This window comes from Aeromonas jandaei (assembly GCF_037890695.1).
In the GTDB taxonomy this organism is placed as follows: Bacteria; Pseudomonadota; Gammaproteobacteria; order Enterobacterales; family Aeromonadaceae; genus Aeromonas; species Aeromonas jandaei.
In genome coordinates, this window is record NZ_CP149571.1 from 305,002 (window position 1) to 322,500 (window position 17,499).

At 59.5% G+C, this 17,499-nt stretch carries 12 protein-coding genes, 1 tRNA gene and 2 rRNA genes (1 of these 15 only partly in view); 6 read left to right on the top strand and 9 right to left on the bottom strand.

The window, feature by feature from the left end:
• Positions 1–76: 76 nt before the first annotated feature.
• Together WE862_RS01530 and WE862_RS01535 are read right to left on the bottom strand one after the other, a co-directional pair.
• Positions 77–2,044 (bottom strand): TonB-dependent copper receptor, encoded by a 1,968-nt coding sequence (locus WE862_RS01530; RefSeq protein ID WP_339058692.1) that lies wholly within the window; start codon positions 2,042–2,044, stop codon positions 77–79.
• A gap of 245 nt (positions 2,045–2,289) precedes the next feature.
• Positions 2,290–2,547, bottom strand: a complete 258-nt coding sequence (locus WE862_RS01535) for a DUF2442 domain-containing protein (protein WP_033115550.1) — start codon at positions 2,545–2,547, stop codon at positions 2,290–2,292.
• Positions 2,548–2,806: 259 nt separating this feature from the next.
• On the opposite strand from WE862_RS01535, the gene WE862_RS01540 reads away from it, so the two are divergent.
• Entirely contained in the window at positions 2,807–4,801 is a 1,995-nt protein-coding gene (locus WE862_RS01540) for an LTA synthase family protein (protein WP_042032831.1), read from the top strand.
• 37 nt (positions 4,802–4,838) lie between these two features.
• On the opposite strand, the gene WE862_RS01545 is transcribed toward WE862_RS01540, so the two are convergent.
• Positions 4,839–5,309, bottom strand: coding sequence for an Lrp/AsnC family transcriptional regulator (locus WE862_RS01545; RefSeq protein ID WP_033115549.1), 471 nt, complete (start codon positions 5,307–5,309; stop codon positions 4,839–4,841).
• A 143-nt stretch (positions 5,310–5,452) separates the two neighbouring features.
• On the opposite strand from WE862_RS01545, the gene WE862_RS01550 reads away from it, so the two are divergent.
• The gene (locus WE862_RS01550) at positions 5,453–5,971 is read left to right on the top strand and encodes a tyrosine-protein phosphatase (protein ID WP_042032832.1); all 519 of its coding nucleotides are present in this window, start codon (positions 5,453–5,455) and stop codon (positions 5,969–5,971) included.
• A 1-nt stretch (position 5,972) separates the two neighbouring features.
• Here the strand turns inward: WE862_RS01550 and metA are convergent, their stop codons facing one another.
• A complete protein-coding gene (gene metA / locus WE862_RS01555) occupies positions 5,973–6,920 on the bottom strand; it encodes a homoserine O-acetyltransferase MetA (protein ID WP_042032834.1) in 948 nt (315 codons plus the stop codon).
• 144 nt (positions 6,921–7,064) lie between these two features.
• Between metA and WE862_RS01560 the strand changes: the two genes are divergently transcribed.
• The 4 genes from WE862_RS01560 (at position 7,065) to yidA (ending at position 12,376) form a co-directional block, all read left to right on the top strand.
• The gene (locus WE862_RS01560; protein WP_042032835.1) at positions 7,065–8,309 is read left to right on the top strand and encodes an HD-GYP domain-containing protein; all 1,245 of its coding nucleotides are present in this window, start codon (positions 7,065–7,067) and stop codon (positions 8,307–8,309) included.
• Between the two features lie 54 nt (positions 8,310–8,363).
• Positions 8,364–9,527: a molybdopterin-binding protein gene (locus WE862_RS01565; RefSeq protein ID WP_042032836.1), complete on the top strand. Its 1,164-nt coding sequence runs from the start codon at positions 8,364–8,366 to the stop codon at positions 9,525–9,527.
• Positions 9,528–9,784: 257 nt separating this feature from the next.
• The gene (locus WE862_RS01570; RefSeq protein WP_082035513.1) at positions 9,785–11,452 is read left to right on the top strand and encodes a DUF342 domain-containing protein; all 1,668 of its coding nucleotides are present in this window, start codon (positions 9,785–9,787) and stop codon (positions 11,450–11,452) included.
• Positions 11,453–11,566: 114 nt separating this feature from the next.
• The gene (gene yidA / locus WE862_RS01575; RefSeq protein ID WP_042032840.1) at positions 11,567–12,376 is read left to right on the top strand and encodes a sugar-phosphatase; all 810 of its coding nucleotides are present in this window, start codon (positions 11,567–11,569) and stop codon (positions 12,374–12,376) included.
• A gap of 79 nt (positions 12,377–12,455) precedes the next feature.
• Here the strand turns inward: yidA and WE862_RS01580 are convergent, their stop codons facing one another.
• The 5 genes from WE862_RS01580 to WE862_RS01600 form a co-directional block, all read right to left on the bottom strand.
• A complete protein-coding gene (locus tag WE862_RS01580; RefSeq protein WP_042032842.1) occupies positions 12,456–15,539 on the bottom strand; it encodes a transglycosylase domain-containing protein in 3,084 nt (1,027 codons plus the stop codon).
• Positions 15,540–15,749: 210 nt separating this feature from the next.
• Entirely contained in the window at positions 15,750–16,067 is a 318-nt protein-coding gene (tmaR, locus tag WE862_RS01585; RefSeq protein ID WP_033115541.1) for a PTS system regulator TmaR, read from the bottom strand.
• Positions 16,068–16,375: 308 nt separating this feature from the next.
• Positions 16,376–16,452, bottom strand: a tRNA-Asp gene (locus WE862_RS01590).
• Positions 16,453–16,481: 29 nt separating this feature from the next.
• Positions 16,482–16,596: ribosomal RNA gene (rrf, locus tag WE862_RS01595) — 5S ribosomal RNA — on the bottom strand.
• Positions 16,597–16,713: 117 nt separating this feature from the next.
• A 23S ribosomal RNA gene (locus WE862_RS01600) occupies positions 16,714–17,499 on the bottom strand; it runs 2,103 nt beyond the window's last position.

The window sequence follows — 17,499 nt, forward strand, 5'->3', positions numbered from 1 at the left end:
ATGCACCTGCTTTTCGCCATGATAGCGAGCGCTCGCAGAGGGGTCTGTGACTGAAAACGTTACCCGCTCGTCTTGCTCAGAGCACGCCGTCGGAGGCAAAGCGGTAGTTAACCGAGATCCAGTAGGCACGCCCCGGCTCGGGAATGCGGCCGCTCTGCTCATAGCCCAACCCGGCCTGACTGCTGTGCACCGACTTGGAGAGGTGCTCGTAGTAGAAGGTGTCGAACAGGTTGTCTACCCCGGCCGAGAGCTGCCACCCCTTGGCAAACTGCCAGGCGCCGCTCAGGTTCATGGTGAAGAAGCCCGGAGTCTCCCCCTGATCCTGACCCGCAACGGTACCGGACCAGAGATCTACCCGATCCTGCGCCGCCACGGCGCGCCCCAGCAGGGTGAAGCTCAGCGCTTCGTCCGGCTGCCAGCCCAGCGCCAGCTTGCCATCGAGGGGCGGCATCTGGGCCAGCGGTTTGTTGTCGCTCTGGTTTTCGCCGTAGACCACCGCCAGACCACCATCGAGACGCCACTGCTCGGCAAACTGCCAGCGCCCCTCCAGCTCGCCGCCCCGGGTCTGGGCATCGATATTGCGCACCTGGTTCGACTTGCTGTTGTAGAGCAGGTAATCCTTGATGTTGGCGCTAAAGAGGGAGAGGGTCAGATCCAGCTCGCGGCTGCGCAGAGCCAGCCCTGCGTCCCACTGGCGGCTGCGCTCCGGGTTGAGGGTGAACGGAGTGCTGTCCTTGTTGCGCTCCCAGTAGTCCGGCGCCCGCTCTGCCTGTCCCCACGCCAGATAGCTGAACCAGCGGGGCGACCACTGGTACTCATAGCGACCAAAACCGCTGTCGAGGTGCTCGGTCTCGCTGTAGAGGGTCTGATCACCCGCACCATAACGGGTTGTCTCGACCCGATCCTGACGATACCCCCCCTTGTAGCTGTGGGCCCCCTGCTGGCGCCCCAGCTCGGCAAAACCGCCCTGCTGCTCGAAACGCAGGGTGCGCTGACGTGGCTTGTCTGCATAATCCAGATCCTTGCGAAATCTGTGTTGATCCCGGTTGCTGTCGAACCCGGCGGTCAGCAGCCAGTCGGCAGGCAGGGCGATGTCGTTGGCCCAGCGCCCGCCGGTGTTGCGGCGATCCGGGTTGGAGAGCATCTTCATGCCGCTGTTTTGCCGCAGGCTGAAGTTGTCCATGATGTGGTCGATGTAGTTGTCCCACAGGGTCAGCTCGCTGCGCTGCCAGTGAGTGGTGATCTCCTCCTGCTTGAGCTTCAGCCCGAAGGATTCGCGATCAAACATGGGGCCATCCATGGTGCGGTCCGCATAGGCGGCGCGGGCATTGCTGCGCTCGGCGGTGAGTTCCAACCAGGTGTGCTCCCCCGGCGTCCAGCCCAGCTGGGCGGTGCCGTTCTCGCGGCGATAGAAGGATCGCACCTTGTTGCCATGGCCATCGCGGTAATCATCGCTGTCGGAGTGGGTGAACTGACCGCGCAGATAACCATCGGTCGAGCCTGCCGTCATGTCGACCATCTGGTCATCGCGGCCGAAGCTGCCAAAGAGGGCTGAGGCGTCGCTCTTGAAGCCCGGCGCCATAAACTCGGGTTTGTCCCGCTCAAACAGCACAGTTCCCGCCAGGGTGGCCCCCTGCTCGAGGGATTGCGGCCCTTTCAGCACCCGGATCCGGTCAAAGGATTGGGGGAACACATAGGCGGTGGGCGGGTCCATGCGGCCGCCACAACCACCGGCCAGCATGCCGCCATCCATCTGCACGTTGAGGCGGGACATCCCCATCCCCCGCAGCACGGGATCACCGCCCAGCCCCCCCTTGCGCACCATGCTCATGCCGGTGACGTTTTTGAGATAACCGGCACCATCAGCCGCCGGCATGGGAGAGCCGGGTTTCTTGGGATCGAGCGTCACCTCCAGGGTGCTGGCGGGGCGACTCGCCACGACCACCATGGTTTCCGGTTGCTGAATCTGCTCCTGCCCGGCAGCGCCGTGACAGGCCAACCCTCCCACCAGCAGGGCAAGAGGAGTGCGCATATGACAAGCCATACATTTTCCTTATGTATTTGTTTGTTATGTTTTTTTCATCTTGCCAGCCAAACCTTTCAGCAAGGGAAAGGTTTGACCTCTGGTCGCAAAAAAGGCCTGCTGCATGAGTGCGGCAAGCCTTGATCAGACGAAACAAAGCCAGGTTGGCAAAATGTTGCGCTGTTTTTACCCAATTTGATTCAGGAAGGCAAACGCCCAAACATTCCAGCAACAGGAATCTGGCGTTGGCTCACAAAAAGCAGGGATTAGCGGAAGGCTTCCCGCTCGTCCATCGGCATGATGAGGTGATAGACCTCATGGGCGGATAGCGTGCAGCCGACAGGCCACTCCAGCTGGTGGTGGCGGTTGATGAAGACCCGGGCGCAATGACGCTCCGTCTCCAGCGCAGCAAACAGCGGCTGACCTCGCCACGGGGTCAGATCCAGCACGCCTGTTGTGCCATCCGACAACACCAGAAACAGGCGCCATCCCTGCAAATAGTCGACATCGATAAAGACCGGCATCCTTCGGCTCCACCCAGATAATTCGCGGCAATTATAAATAGCTGTCATGACCCCATTAGCGTGCCGGCTCACACTTCCGGCAGCAGGTTATGCTGTGTGCAATGGCGGTCTGATGTCACACTTTTGCATAAGCAGCACGCAATTTATCTCTTTTACCGCGATCCGCGCGCAACCTTCTCCCCATCTCCTTGTCATATCTCCCGACAAAACAAAAAAAGCATCTGTGGACAGATGCTTACAGGCTCAATCAGGAACAACCATGACAACTCTGAAACAGCGGCTAGGCCCGTTCTGGCCTTTTGCCGTCTTCTGTGCGCTTGCCCTTGGCTCTCTGACTCTCAGCCGTATTGCGCTGGGGATTTGGCAACTGGAACGGGTCGATGCCGTCGCCGGCTGGCAGGAGATGCTGCTGCAAGGGATCCGGGTCGATTTCGCCACAATCTGCTGGCTCTGGGGTGTCCCGGCCATGTTTACCCTGCTGCTGGCCGGGCCTCACGCCATCGGTCGGGGCTGGATGCAGCTGATGCGCGTCTGGCTGACCGTCGGGCTCTGGCTGATGCTCTTCCTCGAGATCTCCACCCCCTCGTTTGTCACCGAATATGGCGTGCGCCCCAATCGCCTCTATGTGGAGTACCTCATCTATCCGAAAGAGGTGCTCTCCATGCTGTGGGCGGGCCGCAAAGCCGAGCTGTTGCTGGCGGTGGTTTTCAGTGGCGCCGTGCTGACCGGAGGCTGGTGGCTGAGTGGCCGTCTGCTGCGCGATCTCACCTTCCCGCGCTGGTACTGGCGGCCCGCCTTCGCCCTGCTCATTCTGGCCATAGGTTTTCTCGGTGCCCGCTCCAGCCTGGGCCATCGCGCCCTGAACCCGGCCATGGTCGCCTTTGCCGATGACCCGCTGGTCAATGCTCTGACCGTCAACTCCGCCTACTCCCTCTTCTTTGCCATCAAGCAAATGGGAGACGAAGAGGATGCCAGCCAGTTTTACGGCAAGATGACTGACAAGCAGATCATCGAGATTGTGCGTCAAGAGAGTGGCCGGGCCGCCCATGAGTTCAGCTCCGACACCTTGCCAAGCCAGACCTTCAACGAAGCCAGCTACGGCGGCAAACCGAAGAATCTGGTGATCCTGCTGCAGGAGAGCCTGGGCGCCCAGTTCGTCGGCTCCCTCGGCGGCCTGCCACTCACCCCCAACATCGATGCTCTGTCGAAAGAGGGTTGGGCGTTCGAGCAGCTATACGCCACCGGCACCCGCTCGGTGCGTGGTATCGAGGCGGTACTGACCGGCTTCACGCCGACCCCGGCACAGGCCGTGGTCAAACTCGGCAAGAGCCAGACCAACTTCTTCACCATCGCGGATTTGCTTAAGCAGCGAGGTTACGACACCAGCTTTATCTACGGCGGCGAGAGCCACTTCGACAACATGCGCAGCTTCTTCCTCGGCAATGGCTTCACCACCATCGTCGAGCAGAAGGATTTTGACAATCCGGTGTTCAAGGGTTCATGGGGCGCCTCCGACGAGGACCTGATGGCCAAGGCTGACGAAACCTTCAGAGGGCTGCACAAACAGGGCAAACCCTTCTTCAGTCTGGTATTCAGCTCCAGCAACCACGATCCGTTCGAATTTCCCGACAATCGCATCGCCCTCTATGAGCAGCCCAAGCAGACTCGCAACAACGCGGCCAAGTATGCGGATTACGCCATCGGCGAGTTCTTCAAAAAGGCGAGAAATTCAGAGTACTGGAAAGACACGCTGTTTCTGGTCATCGCCGACCACGACAGCCGGGTCAGTGGCGCCAGTCTGGTGCCCATTCCCCGCTTCCATATCCCGGGGGTTATCGTGGGCGAGGGCATAGCGCCGAAGAAAGATCCGCGCATCGTCAGCCAGATCGACATGGCACCGACCCTGCTCTCCCTGATGGGGATCAGTGCCGACTATCCGATGCTCGGCAAGGATCTCACCCGCATGCCAGCCGACTGGCTGGGGCGCGCCATCATGCAGTACGACAAGAACTTTGCCCTGATGCGCGGTCAGGATGTGGTGATCCTGCAACCGGAGCGTCCGGCTGAGGGGTATCGTTATGACGACGCCACCGAAACACTGACGCCGGTGGCACAACCAGCCGCCATGAAAGAGGCGACGCTGGGGCTGGCGCTCTGGGGCAGCCTGGCTTATCAGAAGGGGCTCTACCGGACGGCTAAAGATGAGCGAACCGCCGCTGCCGAACAGGCGCCATCAACCAGCGCAACCCGATAGAAAAAAACCGCCGAAAGGCGGTTTTTTCACACTGGCATTATGGCTGGGGGAAACAGGGCAGCGAGCGGCTGAACCTGTGCTCGAACACCAGCGAGGTCTCGAGATGCACCACCTCTTCGCGGGAGGTGAAGTGATCGAAGACAAAGTTGCGCAGGTGTTCGGTATCGGCCACGCAGAGGTGCACCAGGAAATCATCCTTGCCGCCCATGTGGAACAGGCTGATCACCTCGGGCAGCACCAGAATGGCATCGCGAAAATCGTCGATGATCTGGCGGCTGTGACGGGCCAGTTGCAGGGATACCATAGCCTGAATGTGACCACCGAGGGCCTGATAATCGACCTCGCAGTGCGCCCCTTTGAGCACCCCGTCCTGTTGCAGCTTGCGTACCCGTTCCAGACAGGTGGAGGGAGCAACCCCCACCAGCGCGGCCAGATCCTTGTTGGTCATGCCTGCATCCCGAAACAGATGGGCCAGGATATCCAAATCCAGTTGATCCAGATTTCTCATCTTCACTCCTCTAACCGCTCAATTTTTTAGACTCTGCCCGTAAACCGGGCCAAACACAACGGCCATTGACATCCCCCCCGCCCTGCCTATGCTTGGCGCCATTCGCCGGGCTCGGTAAACCGGCCACCATACGAGGATCCGCCATGCACCCGTTTCATCCCTTCTGGAGCCTGGAGCTTCCCCGCGTCGATGGTCAGCTGCTGCTGACCCCCTGTCCGGGCACCCAGCAGGTGCCGCTGACTCTCGCCCTTGACCAGCTGCGACTGGCCGGGGCCCACGCCGTCATCACCCTGATGACTGACGCCGAACTGGCCCGCTTCGACCTCGCCCACCTTGGTGTGCAGGTCGAACGGGAGGGAATGCGCTGGTTCCACCTTCCCATCGAAGATGATCAGGCCCCCGACTCCTGTTTCGAGCAGAGCTGGCTGCAACTTCTGCCCCGGCTGACCGAGCTGCTGCGCGATGGCAAACATCTGGTCATCCACTGCAAGGGGGGAAGCGGTCGCACCGGACTGCTGGCCGCCCTTCTGCTGATCTCCCTTGGCCGGCCCCTTGACGAGGCGATGGCCACCGTCAAGGCCCACAGACCCAAGGCATTCACTCTGGATACCCACCGCCACTGGCTGCAGCAGCAGGCCGATCGACTGGAGCACAACGCCTGAACTACTTGCCGCTCTGGTCGTAGGTAAAGACCTTGCCGATATCCTCCACCCTGTAGCTGGTGAGCTGATAGACGTAGTAGTTGAGCCAGTTGGAGAACAGCAGATGGCCGTGGCTGCGCCAGCTGGCGCGCGGGGTCTGGCTAGGGTCGTTGTTCGGGTAGTAGTTGACCGGGATGATGGGGTCGAGCCCCGCAGCCAGATCCCGGCGATATTCACCGTCAAGGGTCAACGCATCGTACTCGGGATGGCCGGTCACGAAGACCTGACGACAATCCTTGGTGGCCGCCAGATAGACTCCCGCCTCTGCTGATTCAGCGAAAATCTGCAGATCGGTGTGAGCGCGGATCAGGTCGCCGTCGAACGCCGCATAGCGGGAGTGAGGCGCGACAAACTCGTCATCAAAGCCGCGCAGCAGCGGCTCGTGCTCGTCGAGGCGGTGGTGGTGATAAACGCCGGAGAGCTTCTCACCCCGGGTCTGCTTCTCCATGCCATACAGGGCTTTCAGCGCCGCCTGCACTGCCCAGCAGAGGAACAGAGTGGAGGTCACATGCTGATGGGACCACTCGATGATCTCGACGATGCGCGGCCAGTAAACCACCTCCTCGAACTCCACCAGCCCGAGCGGCGCCCCGGTGATGATCATGCCGTCATAGTTGTTGCCACGCACCTGCTCGAAGTCGTGATAGAAGTTCTCAAGATGCGCCTGCGGCGTGTTCTTCGACTCCCGATCGTCGATGCGCAGCAGATCCACATCCACCTGTAGCGGCGAGTTGGAGAGCATCCGCATCAGCTGGATCTCGGTCTCAATCTTCTTGGGCATCAAATTGAGGATCAACACCCGCAGCGGGCGGATGTTCTGGGTGACGGCCCGTGATTCCGTCATCACGAAGATGTTCTCCTGCCCCAGCACTTCGGCGGCGGGTAACTGGTCCGGGATCTTGATCGGCATGCTTACTCCCTGTACTGCATCGGTAAATATGTCTGGACATCCAGAAGCCTATAATAAAGCGTTCACCCTGTCATCAGATACCTTTTGTATTCACCCTCGCCTTTGACTAGCATACGGCTCAGTATCTCCCCTGCATCCAAGATAATGACCGGTATCAAGATTTCCGTAGATCGACTGCAAGTCGGCAACTATGTATCCCTGCCACTGGGGTGGCGCGAACACCCGTTCCTGTTTTCCAGCTTCAAAATCAAGAATGAAGAAGAGATCGAACTGATCCGTCGCCTGGGCCTCAAACTGGTGACCATCATTCCCGACAAGAGCGATGTACCGCCCAAGCCTCTCGAGCAGGCACATGCCGTCACCCAGCAATCGGAAAACGCCGATGCAGCCCAGCGTCAGGCCCAGATGCAGCAGGAGAAGGATCGCCGCATCGAGCAGTTGCAGCTCTATCGCCGCAATTTGCAGCAGTGCGAAAAGCAGTTCCAGCAGTCGCTGGCGCAGGTGCGCAGCGTAATGAGCAAGATCCAGTCACGCCCCCTCAATGCCATCGGCGAGGCGCAGGACCTGGTCAACGCCATGACCGAGCAGTTGCTCTCGGTAGACGAGATGGTGCTCCATCTCGTCTCTGACGGCGAGGATGGCAACAACCTCTACTTCCACTCCCTCAATGTGAGCGTGCTCAGCATGCTGCTGGCCAAGGAGTGCTGCATGACGGCCGACGAGATCCGCCAGGTTGGCATGGGAGCCCTGTTCCACGACATCGGCAAGCTGAAGATCCCGAGCCAGATCCTGCGCAAGACCGAGCCGCTGACCAAGCCGGAGCAAAACCTGATGGCCCAGCACCCGCGCTACGGGCTGGACCTGCTCAATCTGGCCAAGGATTTCCCGGCCGAAGCGAAGGGCATAGTGCTGCACCACCACGAATATCTGGATGGCAGCGGGCCGGAGGGGCTCAAGAAGGGGCAGCTCGATCCGCTGACCCAGATGGTCTCCCTCATCAACGAATACGATAACCTCTGCCATATGCAGGCCAAGGTGCCCTACTCGGCCCTGAGCGGTCTCTACAAGCAGCGCAAGGCCCAGTTCAATCCGGAGTACCTCAGCATGCTGATCCGGCTGATGGGGATCTACCCGCCCGGCAGCGTGGTGCAGCTCTCCAACGGTCAAGTCGGGCTGGTGATGTCGGTCAACGCCTCCCGCCTGCTCTACCCCTCGGTGCTGGTGTACGATCCACGCATCCCGCGCCAGGAGGCGGCCATCATCGACCTGCAGCAGGCCGAGCTCTCCATCGCCAAGGTGATCCATCCCAAGCGGTTGCCGCCAGCGGTGTTCGAGTACCTCAATCCGCGCACCCGGATCAGCTACTACTTCGAGCACAACAAGCCCTGATCCCCGCAGGCCAGTAGCCCTCTCTTTTCCCCGTTTCAGCACAAGGAGCCCGTCATGCGTATCGAGATCATCAGCACCGGAGACGAGATAGTGACGGGTCTGGTGGTGGATACCAATGCCGCCTGGCTCAGCGCCCTGCTGCTGGAACAGGGCTGGCAGGTGCGCCGCCGCCTGACGGTGGGGGACAACCTCGCCGACCTGAAAAGCGTGCTGCAAGAGAGCGCCAGCCGTGCCGAGGTGGTGCTGGTGTGTGGCGGACTCGGCCCCACTGCCGACGATCTCACCGCCCAGGCGGCAGCCGAAGCCTTCGGCCAGCCGCTCACCCTGTTTCCTGACTGGCTCGCCACCATCGAAGCACGCTACGCCAGCCGGGGCCGCACCATGCCCACCAGCAATGCCAAGCAGGCCTGGCTGCCGCAGGCTTGCGAGATCCTCGACAATCCGGTCGGTACCGCCTGCGGTTTTGTGGTTGCTCACCCGGCCAGCCACGGCCTGAGCTGGCTCTTCTTCACCCCGGGCGTCCCCTTCGAATTCAAACAGATGGTGTGCGAACAGATCTTGCCTCGCCTCAAGGTGCTGGCCGGCACCCAGACCGATACCGAGCTGCGCCGCTTCTACACCTTCGGCGTCTCGGAATCAGCCCTCAGCGATATGCTGGATGCGGCCCCTTGGCCCAGCGGGATCGAACTCGGTTACCGATCCGCTATGCCGCTTATCGAGCTGAAGCTCATCGGTCATGGTGCCAGCACGGCAGACATGGATGCAGCCGAAGCGCGACTGCTCGCCCCCATCGAGCCCTGGCTGGTCGGCAGAGGGGATCTCGAACCGGCGCAGCAGATCCTCACTCTGCTGGGAGAGAAACCACTCACTCTGTATGAATGTGAGAGCCGGGGGGCCTTGCTGGCCATGTGCCATGAACACGCTGTGCTGGAGGCCAGCTTTAGCAGCGCCTTGAGCTGCGAGCTTGCCCAGCTGACGGGCACTCCCCATGGAGTGAGTCTGACCATAGGCCAGGCTGGCCCGGACGGCGTGCCACTGCTGCTCTGCGCCGATGAAATCTCGTTCGGTCAGACCCTCAAGGTCAGCCACCCGGATCCCGAGAGCCGCCGCAAGATCCTCGCCTTCGCCGCCCTCGACATGCTGCGCCGCCATCTGCTGGGATTGCCGGTACTGGCCGATTACCTCACCCTGACCAGAACGGCCCGGCTCGGCGACTGACCAACGCTGAAAACCAATCCTGAATCTTCTGCGCCGCACAGGCTCGTTTCCATGATCCGGCATTGGGCCGGGTCATCTCCAATCAGCACTGTCATTTCTTACGATCCCGTCACCCATTTGCACTCAATCCATTGACCTTCCAGCAGAAATATCCAAATACTGCACACTCTTCGGCTCAGTGATTCGCTTTATCCATCATTGAGAGATTTAATGACAGTAGAGGGGCACTTCCCTCTCCCACCCAGCAAGGAGAGCCGGTGTTAAGCAAAGAGTGGCTGCTGCTATCAAGTGACATGGATCAGGTCTGCCTGCGCATCGCGCCGGGACTCACCAAACCTGTCACCGAACAGGATGTGCAGACTCTGCTGCTCGCCTCCAACTGCCGCCGCTACCAACCCCTGACGGAGGGGATCAAACAGTCGATCACCCTGCTCAACATGCTGCAAGGCAACCCTGCCGCCTCTGTCCCAACGACACCCATCCCCATCGCCAAGCGGCACGATGCCAAGGTGATGATTGTGGTCGAGAAAGACCGGATGAGTGCCAGCGCCCAGATCACCGCCGACTGGGGTGGCAAGTACCTGACCCTCGAACAGTTGCAAGAGGCGATCTCCATCAGCGAGGTGAAGCAGGGGGTCAGCGAGGCTCTGCTTGCTACCGCCATCCTCTCCGCCAAGGAAGCGGCCCCCGGCAGCATGCTGAAACTGGTCATCGCCCGCGGCCAGGCCGCCGTCAACGGCCAGGACACCCGCTACGAGCGGCTGGTGGAGACCCCTGCCGAACGTATTCTCAAACCTCAGGAGCTGGATCATGGCCGGGTCGACCTGAGGGATCTCGGCTCCATCGTCACCGTCAAGGCAGGTGCCCAGCTGATGCGCCGTCACCCGGCAACTCAGGGCGTCCCCGGCTTCACCGTGACCGGTCAGGAGCTCCCTGCCAAGCATGGCAAGGACAGCCCCATGAGTGCCGGAGAGGGCACCTTCTTCTCGCCCGATGACCCGGACCTGCTGATTGCAAGCCGCGCAGGTCTCCCCTGTCAGGAGAAGGCGGGAATGAAGGTGGATGAGGTGCTGAGCGTGAAGCGGGTGGATGCCCGCCACGGTCACATCACCTTCGAGGGGGGGCTCATCGTCAATGATGATGTCAATCCGGGCATGAAGATCTCGGTGAGCGGTGACATCGTCGTCGGCGGCTTTATCGAGGGAGGCTGGATTGAAGCGGGAGGCACCATCACGGTGCGTCACGGCATCATAGGTCGGCGCAATGAACAGGGCGAGTACCTCTGCCAGCTCAACGCGCAGGGGGAGATCCACGCCAACTACGCCCAATATGCCCAGCTGGAGGCCGGCGGCGATATCCAGATCCAGACCCAGCTCAGCCACTGCTACAGCCGCAGCGGTCAGGACATCAAGGTGGGTGACAGCGGGATGCGCAAAGGAAACCTGCTGGGAGGGCTCGCCATCGCCAACCGGCTTATCATCTCTCCCGTGCTCGGAGCATCGGCCGGCAACCATACCAAGCTGCAGATCCTCGGCGGCTACTTTACTCACAAGGAGCAGGAACATCAGCTCAAACAACAGCAACAGCTCTGTCAGGAGCAGCTCGACAAGATCAAGGAGTTGGTGATGCGGCTGGTGCAACTCCCCACTGAAAAACGCAATCCCGATACCCTGCGCAAGCTCAAACCAATCCGAGAGCGCCATCAGCAGGAGCTCCGCCAGCTGGAAGAGCAACTTGCCGCCAACCACGAAGAGCTGCAAAAGCTGATGGCAGAGATGGACATCATCGCCACCCAGCATCTCTTCCCCGGTATCGAGGTAGAGATGGCCCATCACCACAACCGGGTCGATATTGAACATGGCCCCATCCACTTCTGCATCAGGGAGGATCAACTTCAGATGATCCCCTATGAGGCGCATAAATAGGTCAAGCTGCCCCTATTCATATCAGTAGCGACCGTGATCCGGCCGCCGATTTTCGCTACACTCGCCACTTCCCAGGCCCCATTGGGCGGGCCGCCCAGACTCAGGTAGTGAATGATGTACAAGCTGATCGCATTGGATATGGATGGCACCCTGCTCAACCCGCAAGGCCAGATTACTCCCCGCACCCACGCCGCCATCACGGCTGCTCGTGCCAAAGGTGTCACCGTGGTACTGGCCTCTGGCCGGCCGCTGGAGGGGATGAGCCGTTATCTGGTCGAGCTCGGCCTCACCGGGGAGCATGACTATGTCATCTGCTACAACGGCGCTCTGGTACAGCAGGTTGCCGATCAGCGCATCATCCGCAGCCAGCTGCTGACCGGCAGCGATGCCAGCGCCGTCGCCAAACTGGCCGACGAGCTGGAGGTGAACGTACACGGTTTTTCCGTCACCAAGGGGCTTATCAGCCCGCGCGTCAGCCGTTACACCGAGCATGAATCCCGTCTTATCGGCATGCCCATCAATCTGATCGACTTCGCCACCCTGCCGGCCGACGAGCAGATCATGAAGGTGATGATGATCGACGAACCGCCCCAGCTCGCCCGCGCCATCGAGCGCCTGCCCGCAGAGCTCTATGAGCGCTACACAGTGGTGCAGAGCGCCCCCTTCTTCCTCGAATTTATGAACAAGCAGAGCAACAAGGGGACCGGGGTCGCCGCGCTGGCCGAGCATCTCGGCTTGGATGCATCTCAGGTGATCTGCGTGGGTGATGCCGGCAATGACCACCATATGATCGAATACGCAGGACTGGGTGTCGCCATGGGCAACGCCACCGACGAAATCAAGGCGCTGGCCCAGCACACAACCGCTCGCAACGATGAAGATGGCGTGGCTCAGGTGATTGAACAGTTCATCCTGAATGCCTGACGAATCAGCCCTAGATCATCAAGCTGAAAACAAAACGGGGAGGCTTCAAAGCCTCCCCGTTTTTATCTCTGTCTGCCACTCACTGAGTGGCCAGACACTGGGTATGGGAACCCGGTTGCAGATAGGGGATCAGCAGCGGCGCCATCCCCTTGAGCACCTGCACTGGCAGTGCGGAGGTGAACCGGAACTTGTCCGATTGGCTGCCCGGCACGTAAGCCGTCAGCGTGCCGAAGTGATCATCCCCCAGATAGAAGACGAAGGTCGCGGTACGGTTGCGAGCCTGCGAGCTGGTCACATTGCCATAGCGCCCGACCGTCTCGATCCGGTTGTCACCGGTCCCCGTCTTGCCACCCATTGCCAGCACGGTGCCATCCGGCATGGTAAAGGCGCCGGCAATCCGCTTCGCCGTCCCCCCTTCGACAACCTTGGAGAGTGCATTGCGCAGCGCTGTCGCCACCTCGGCCGGCAAGACGCGTGTCCCTTCGGTATGGGTCGGATCGAACTCGGTCTCGAAGGGGGTTCCTCTGGCAAACGAGAGATGCTCGATGCGCAGCGTCGGTACCCGGATACCGCCGTTCTGGATAATCCCCATCAACTCGGCCAAGGCTGCCGGACGATCGCCCGAGCTTCCCAACGCAGTCGCCAGCGACGGTACCAGATGGTCGAACGGATAGCCCAGCCGCGCCCAGCGCTGATGAATATCGAGGAAAGCCTCAACCTCCAGCATGGTGCGGATACGGCTGTCACGGGCGCTGCGGTGACGGGTCTTGAACAGCCAGCTGTAAACCTCCTGCCGCTCGTCACGGCTTGCCGCAACCGCATCGGCAAAAGTCGCCTTGTCGAACTCCTTGAGGTAGGAGAGCAGCCACAGCTCCAGCGGGTGCACCCGCGCGATATAGCCCTGATCCGGCAGTGAATACTTACCCGGACCGTAGCTGACATAGAGCTGCTCGATCCGTTTTCCACTCAGCTTCTCATTTGGCAGACGCTTGGCAAGGAATGCCGAGAAGGTCGCCAGATCTGCATCCGGCATCAGATAGCGGTGAACCGCCGCCAGACGCACAGCACTCGGCTTCAACCCATCCAGGAAGGTATCGAGCTGCTCATCGGCACTCTTGCCGTGATACTTGCGCCAGAAACGCAGCAGATAGGTTTGACCCTCCTTGTCGGCAAACTTGGCCAGATACTCCTGACGGCGCGGATCCTTGTCATCCTTGAGCAGCTGGGCGCGGTTCCCCTCCTTGTAGAGGCTATACCGCACAATGTCGCGCAACAGGCGGACAAACGGCAGGTTGATGGACTCGCGCAGCGCATCTCGGATCGCCGGGATACGGCCGTTATCCTCTTTACGGAAGTTGTTGAAGGTGTGCATGCCGCCACCGGTAAAGAAGCCTTCGCTGGGGCTCGCTGAGTATTGGCGATCCAGCGCTGCCTCCAGCATCGTGGGCAGGCTCTTGTCCTTCGCAGTCATCAGATAGGAGATGGCCCAACGGCTGAGGTTATCCTGAGAGGCATCAGCCAGTTTGCGCAGGCTCGCTGTCGGCATGTCTGCATAGTTGTCATGCAGCTCGGCCACTATCTCCAGATAGGTGGTCAGCACCCGCAGCTTGGCAGTGGAGCCCAGCTCGAGCTTGGATCCTTCGTTGATGTCGAACGGCTGATCGGTGTTGTCGGTCTGCACCCGCACCTTGAACCCTTCCGGCGACTTCTCGAACAGGGTGAAGCTGTAACGCACATCACCGGTCTTCTCGGGGGAAAGCAGGCGCTCACCAAACAGGCCGACCTGTGCCGCAAAAGCGGGGTCAGCCAGCTGTTGCAGATAGTGAGAAATCTCGTTCTGCAACGGCATATTGAGGCTGGTCTCGGCCGTCAGATCCATCCGGTCGAGATCGTAAAGCTGCACCCCGAGCTGCCGGCTCAGACGGGTACGAGCTACCTGCAACCCCTTGCTGTTATTGACCTTAGTGACAGCTGGAGATTGCAAAAAGTCGCGGAAAGTTACCTTGGCCTTGAGGGCTGCTTCCATCAGCGGAGGCGTAATCATCCCCTCCTGCACAAACAGGCGCAGATAGCTATCGGTCAGCGTTGCCAGCGCGCTCCGCCCCTGAGCCAGATAGTAGGAGGGACGACGGTGGGCGATCATCAAAGACACCACCTGACGCAGCGCCAGGCCCTGCTCCGCCAGCGAGGCGTTCTGGTTACGAGCAGGATCCAGCAGACGGTTTACATCCTCGACATTGGCGCCAAACCAAACCCATAGGCCATCACCCAACCCGTGCACCTCGCCGTAGCCGGGAGCTGCCGAGAGGGGCACCGAGTTGAGATAGGCCCAAGCCACCAGTTTGCGCGCTTCCAGCGTCTCTGGCCCAAGTCGGTAGGCTCGCACACTGGCAGATGCCATCTGGCGGATCTTCTCGGTGGGGGACATGGTCAAGCCGTCAGGAGAGTGACGATACTTCTCCACCTGGGTTGCCAGGGTACTGCCGCCAGCAGATTGATCCTGCATATCCAGCGCTTTGCCTACCTGAGAAACAGCCGCTTTGGCAAAGCGTGGCCAATCCACAGCCGGGTTGGCCAACGGCTCCTCATTGCTCAGCAGGTCGCGGTTCTCGATAAAGAGCAGCGACTGGATGATGAGCGGCGGGATCGAGGCAAAATCCGGATAGTGATGGGTCGGATACCGGAACTGGTAGAAAGGTTCGGCGCGGCAATCATAGAGCGACAGCCCGGCCTGAACCTTCTCGGTATAGGGGACAAAGAAGCCACGCTTGGCGTAGTCGTAGAGCGCATCGGAGAAATGCACCTGCTTGCTCACCTGATAGCCCCGTTGCAGCAGCCGTTCCTGCATCATTGGCAGTTGTACGTAGCCAAGTCGCTTGTCGAACGGCCCATCTTCAGGGAAAGCGATTTGCTTGCTCTGGCCGGGCTCAACCTGATAGGTAAGCTTGGCGGCATAGCGCGAGATCTCCTGAGATTGCAGCTTCGAGGTTTTCATCTCGTAGCCAACCAGAGCGATCACAGCCCCAAGACACGCGAGGAAGAGGAAACAAAACAGCCAGCGCCACCAGGAACGACGCTTGCGCTTGGGGTTCCCGTCCGTGGTCTGGACAGATGAATCTTGAGATGCCACTTGTGTCAAATCCGTCTGTTCTGATGCGCCCATAAAAAGCCCCACCATGGTTGCGCAATTTATTGTGTTTCAATCAAGCTTAGTCGTTTCAAGTCAATGGCTTGAAACTATTGACCGCTTTGCATTGATGGTAACAGGGCAACTCTGAAAAGGGGAGCCGATTGTTGCAGGAGTGGCAGAGATCAGAGCTGATAACAAAACACCGGCCAATGGCCGGTGTTGTTTAACAAGGTGAGCGAAGCATTACTTGTGGGAACTCATGCTCTTCAGCTTGGTGCTCAGCTCTTTACGCTCTTTGGAGAGCTCGGCGTTCTTGATGATGTGGTCATCAACACGCTCTTCATAGTCGGTACGCATGTTGGCGATGATGGCCTGCACTTCATCAATGCTCATACCCGGCTTGATATAGTCGCTCAGGTTATCGAGCAGCAGTACACGCTTCTGGTTGTCACGGATCTTCTTCTCGTTATCCGCAATTTCACGCTTGAGTTTGTTCTGGCGACGGGACATACGCACATATTCCAGTACATCGCTGAAGGTGGACTTGTTTACTTGTTCCATATCGATACCACTAGCTTAAGGTTGATAAAAACTGGCCAAGTTACACCTGGAACCCGGCAAACTCGGCGCGGGACAGGCAAACTCAAGATGCCCCTACTCTACCGAGTTATAAGCGAGATACAACCCTAATCGCGCACCACAAGCCAAAAGCAGACCAGTAAAAATGAACAAGCCGGATGGATTTTCATACGAAAAAGCCCGGTCTGATAACCGGGCTTTTGTGTCTATTCTGGCGTGCACCGCTGTGGCCAATCGGCAAATCGCCCATAGCAAAAAGGCCTTCCCAATCGGGAAGGCCTTCTATTTAGTGGCGGAGCGGACGGGACTCGAACCCGCGACCCCCGGCGTGACAGGCCGGTATTCTAACCGACTGAACTACCGCTCCGCATTCGGCTAGCTTATTGCTAATTAGGTGCCTGGCAGTGTCCTACTCTCGCATGGCGAATGCCACACTACCATCGGCGCTACCGCGTTTCACTTCTGAGTTCGGCATGGGATCAGGTGGTTCCACGGCGCTATTGCCGCCAGGCAAATTCTTAATCTAGAAAGCTGACGTGAATAACGAAATGCCTGTTGGCTTCGCTATCACTGAATTTGAGTAGTTCGTTCATTCGCTACAAGGCCCAGAACACTTCTTGGGTGTTGTATGGTTAAGCCTCACGGGTAATTAGTACGGGTTAGCTCAATGCATCGCTGCACTTACACACCCCGCCTATCAACGTTGTGGTCTCCAACGGCCCTTTAGGACCCTCAAGGGGTCAGGGATGACTCATCTCAGGGCTCGCTTCCCGCTTAGATGCTTTCAGCGGTTATCGATTCCGAACTTAGCTACCGGGCAGTGCCACTGGCGTGACAACCCGAACACCAGAGGTTCGTTCACTCCGGTCCTCTCGTACTAGGAGCAACTCCCTTCAATCATCCAACGCCCACGGCAGATAGGGACCGAACTGTCTCACGACGTTCTGAACCCAGCTCGCGTACCACTTTAAATGGCGAACAGCCATACCCTTGGGACCGACTTCAGCCCCAGGATGTGATGAGCCGACATCGAGGTGCCAAACACCGCCGTCGATATGAACTCTTGGGCGGTATCAGCCTGTTATCCCCGGAGTACCTTTTATCCGTTGAGCGATGGCCCTTCCATTCAGAACCACCGGATCACTATGACCTACTTTCGTACCTGCTCGACCTGTCCGTCTCGCAGTTAAGCTGGCTTATGCCATTGCACTAACCTCCTGATGTCCGACCAGGATTAGCCAACCTTCGTGCTCCTCCGTTACTCTTTGGGAGGAGACCGCCCCAGTCAAACTACCCACCAGGCACTGTCCGCGAGCCCGATTCAGGGCCCTGCGTTAGAACATCAAACATACAAGGGTGGTATTTCAAGGACGGCTCCAGCGCAACTGGCGTCACGCCTTCAAAGCCTCCCACC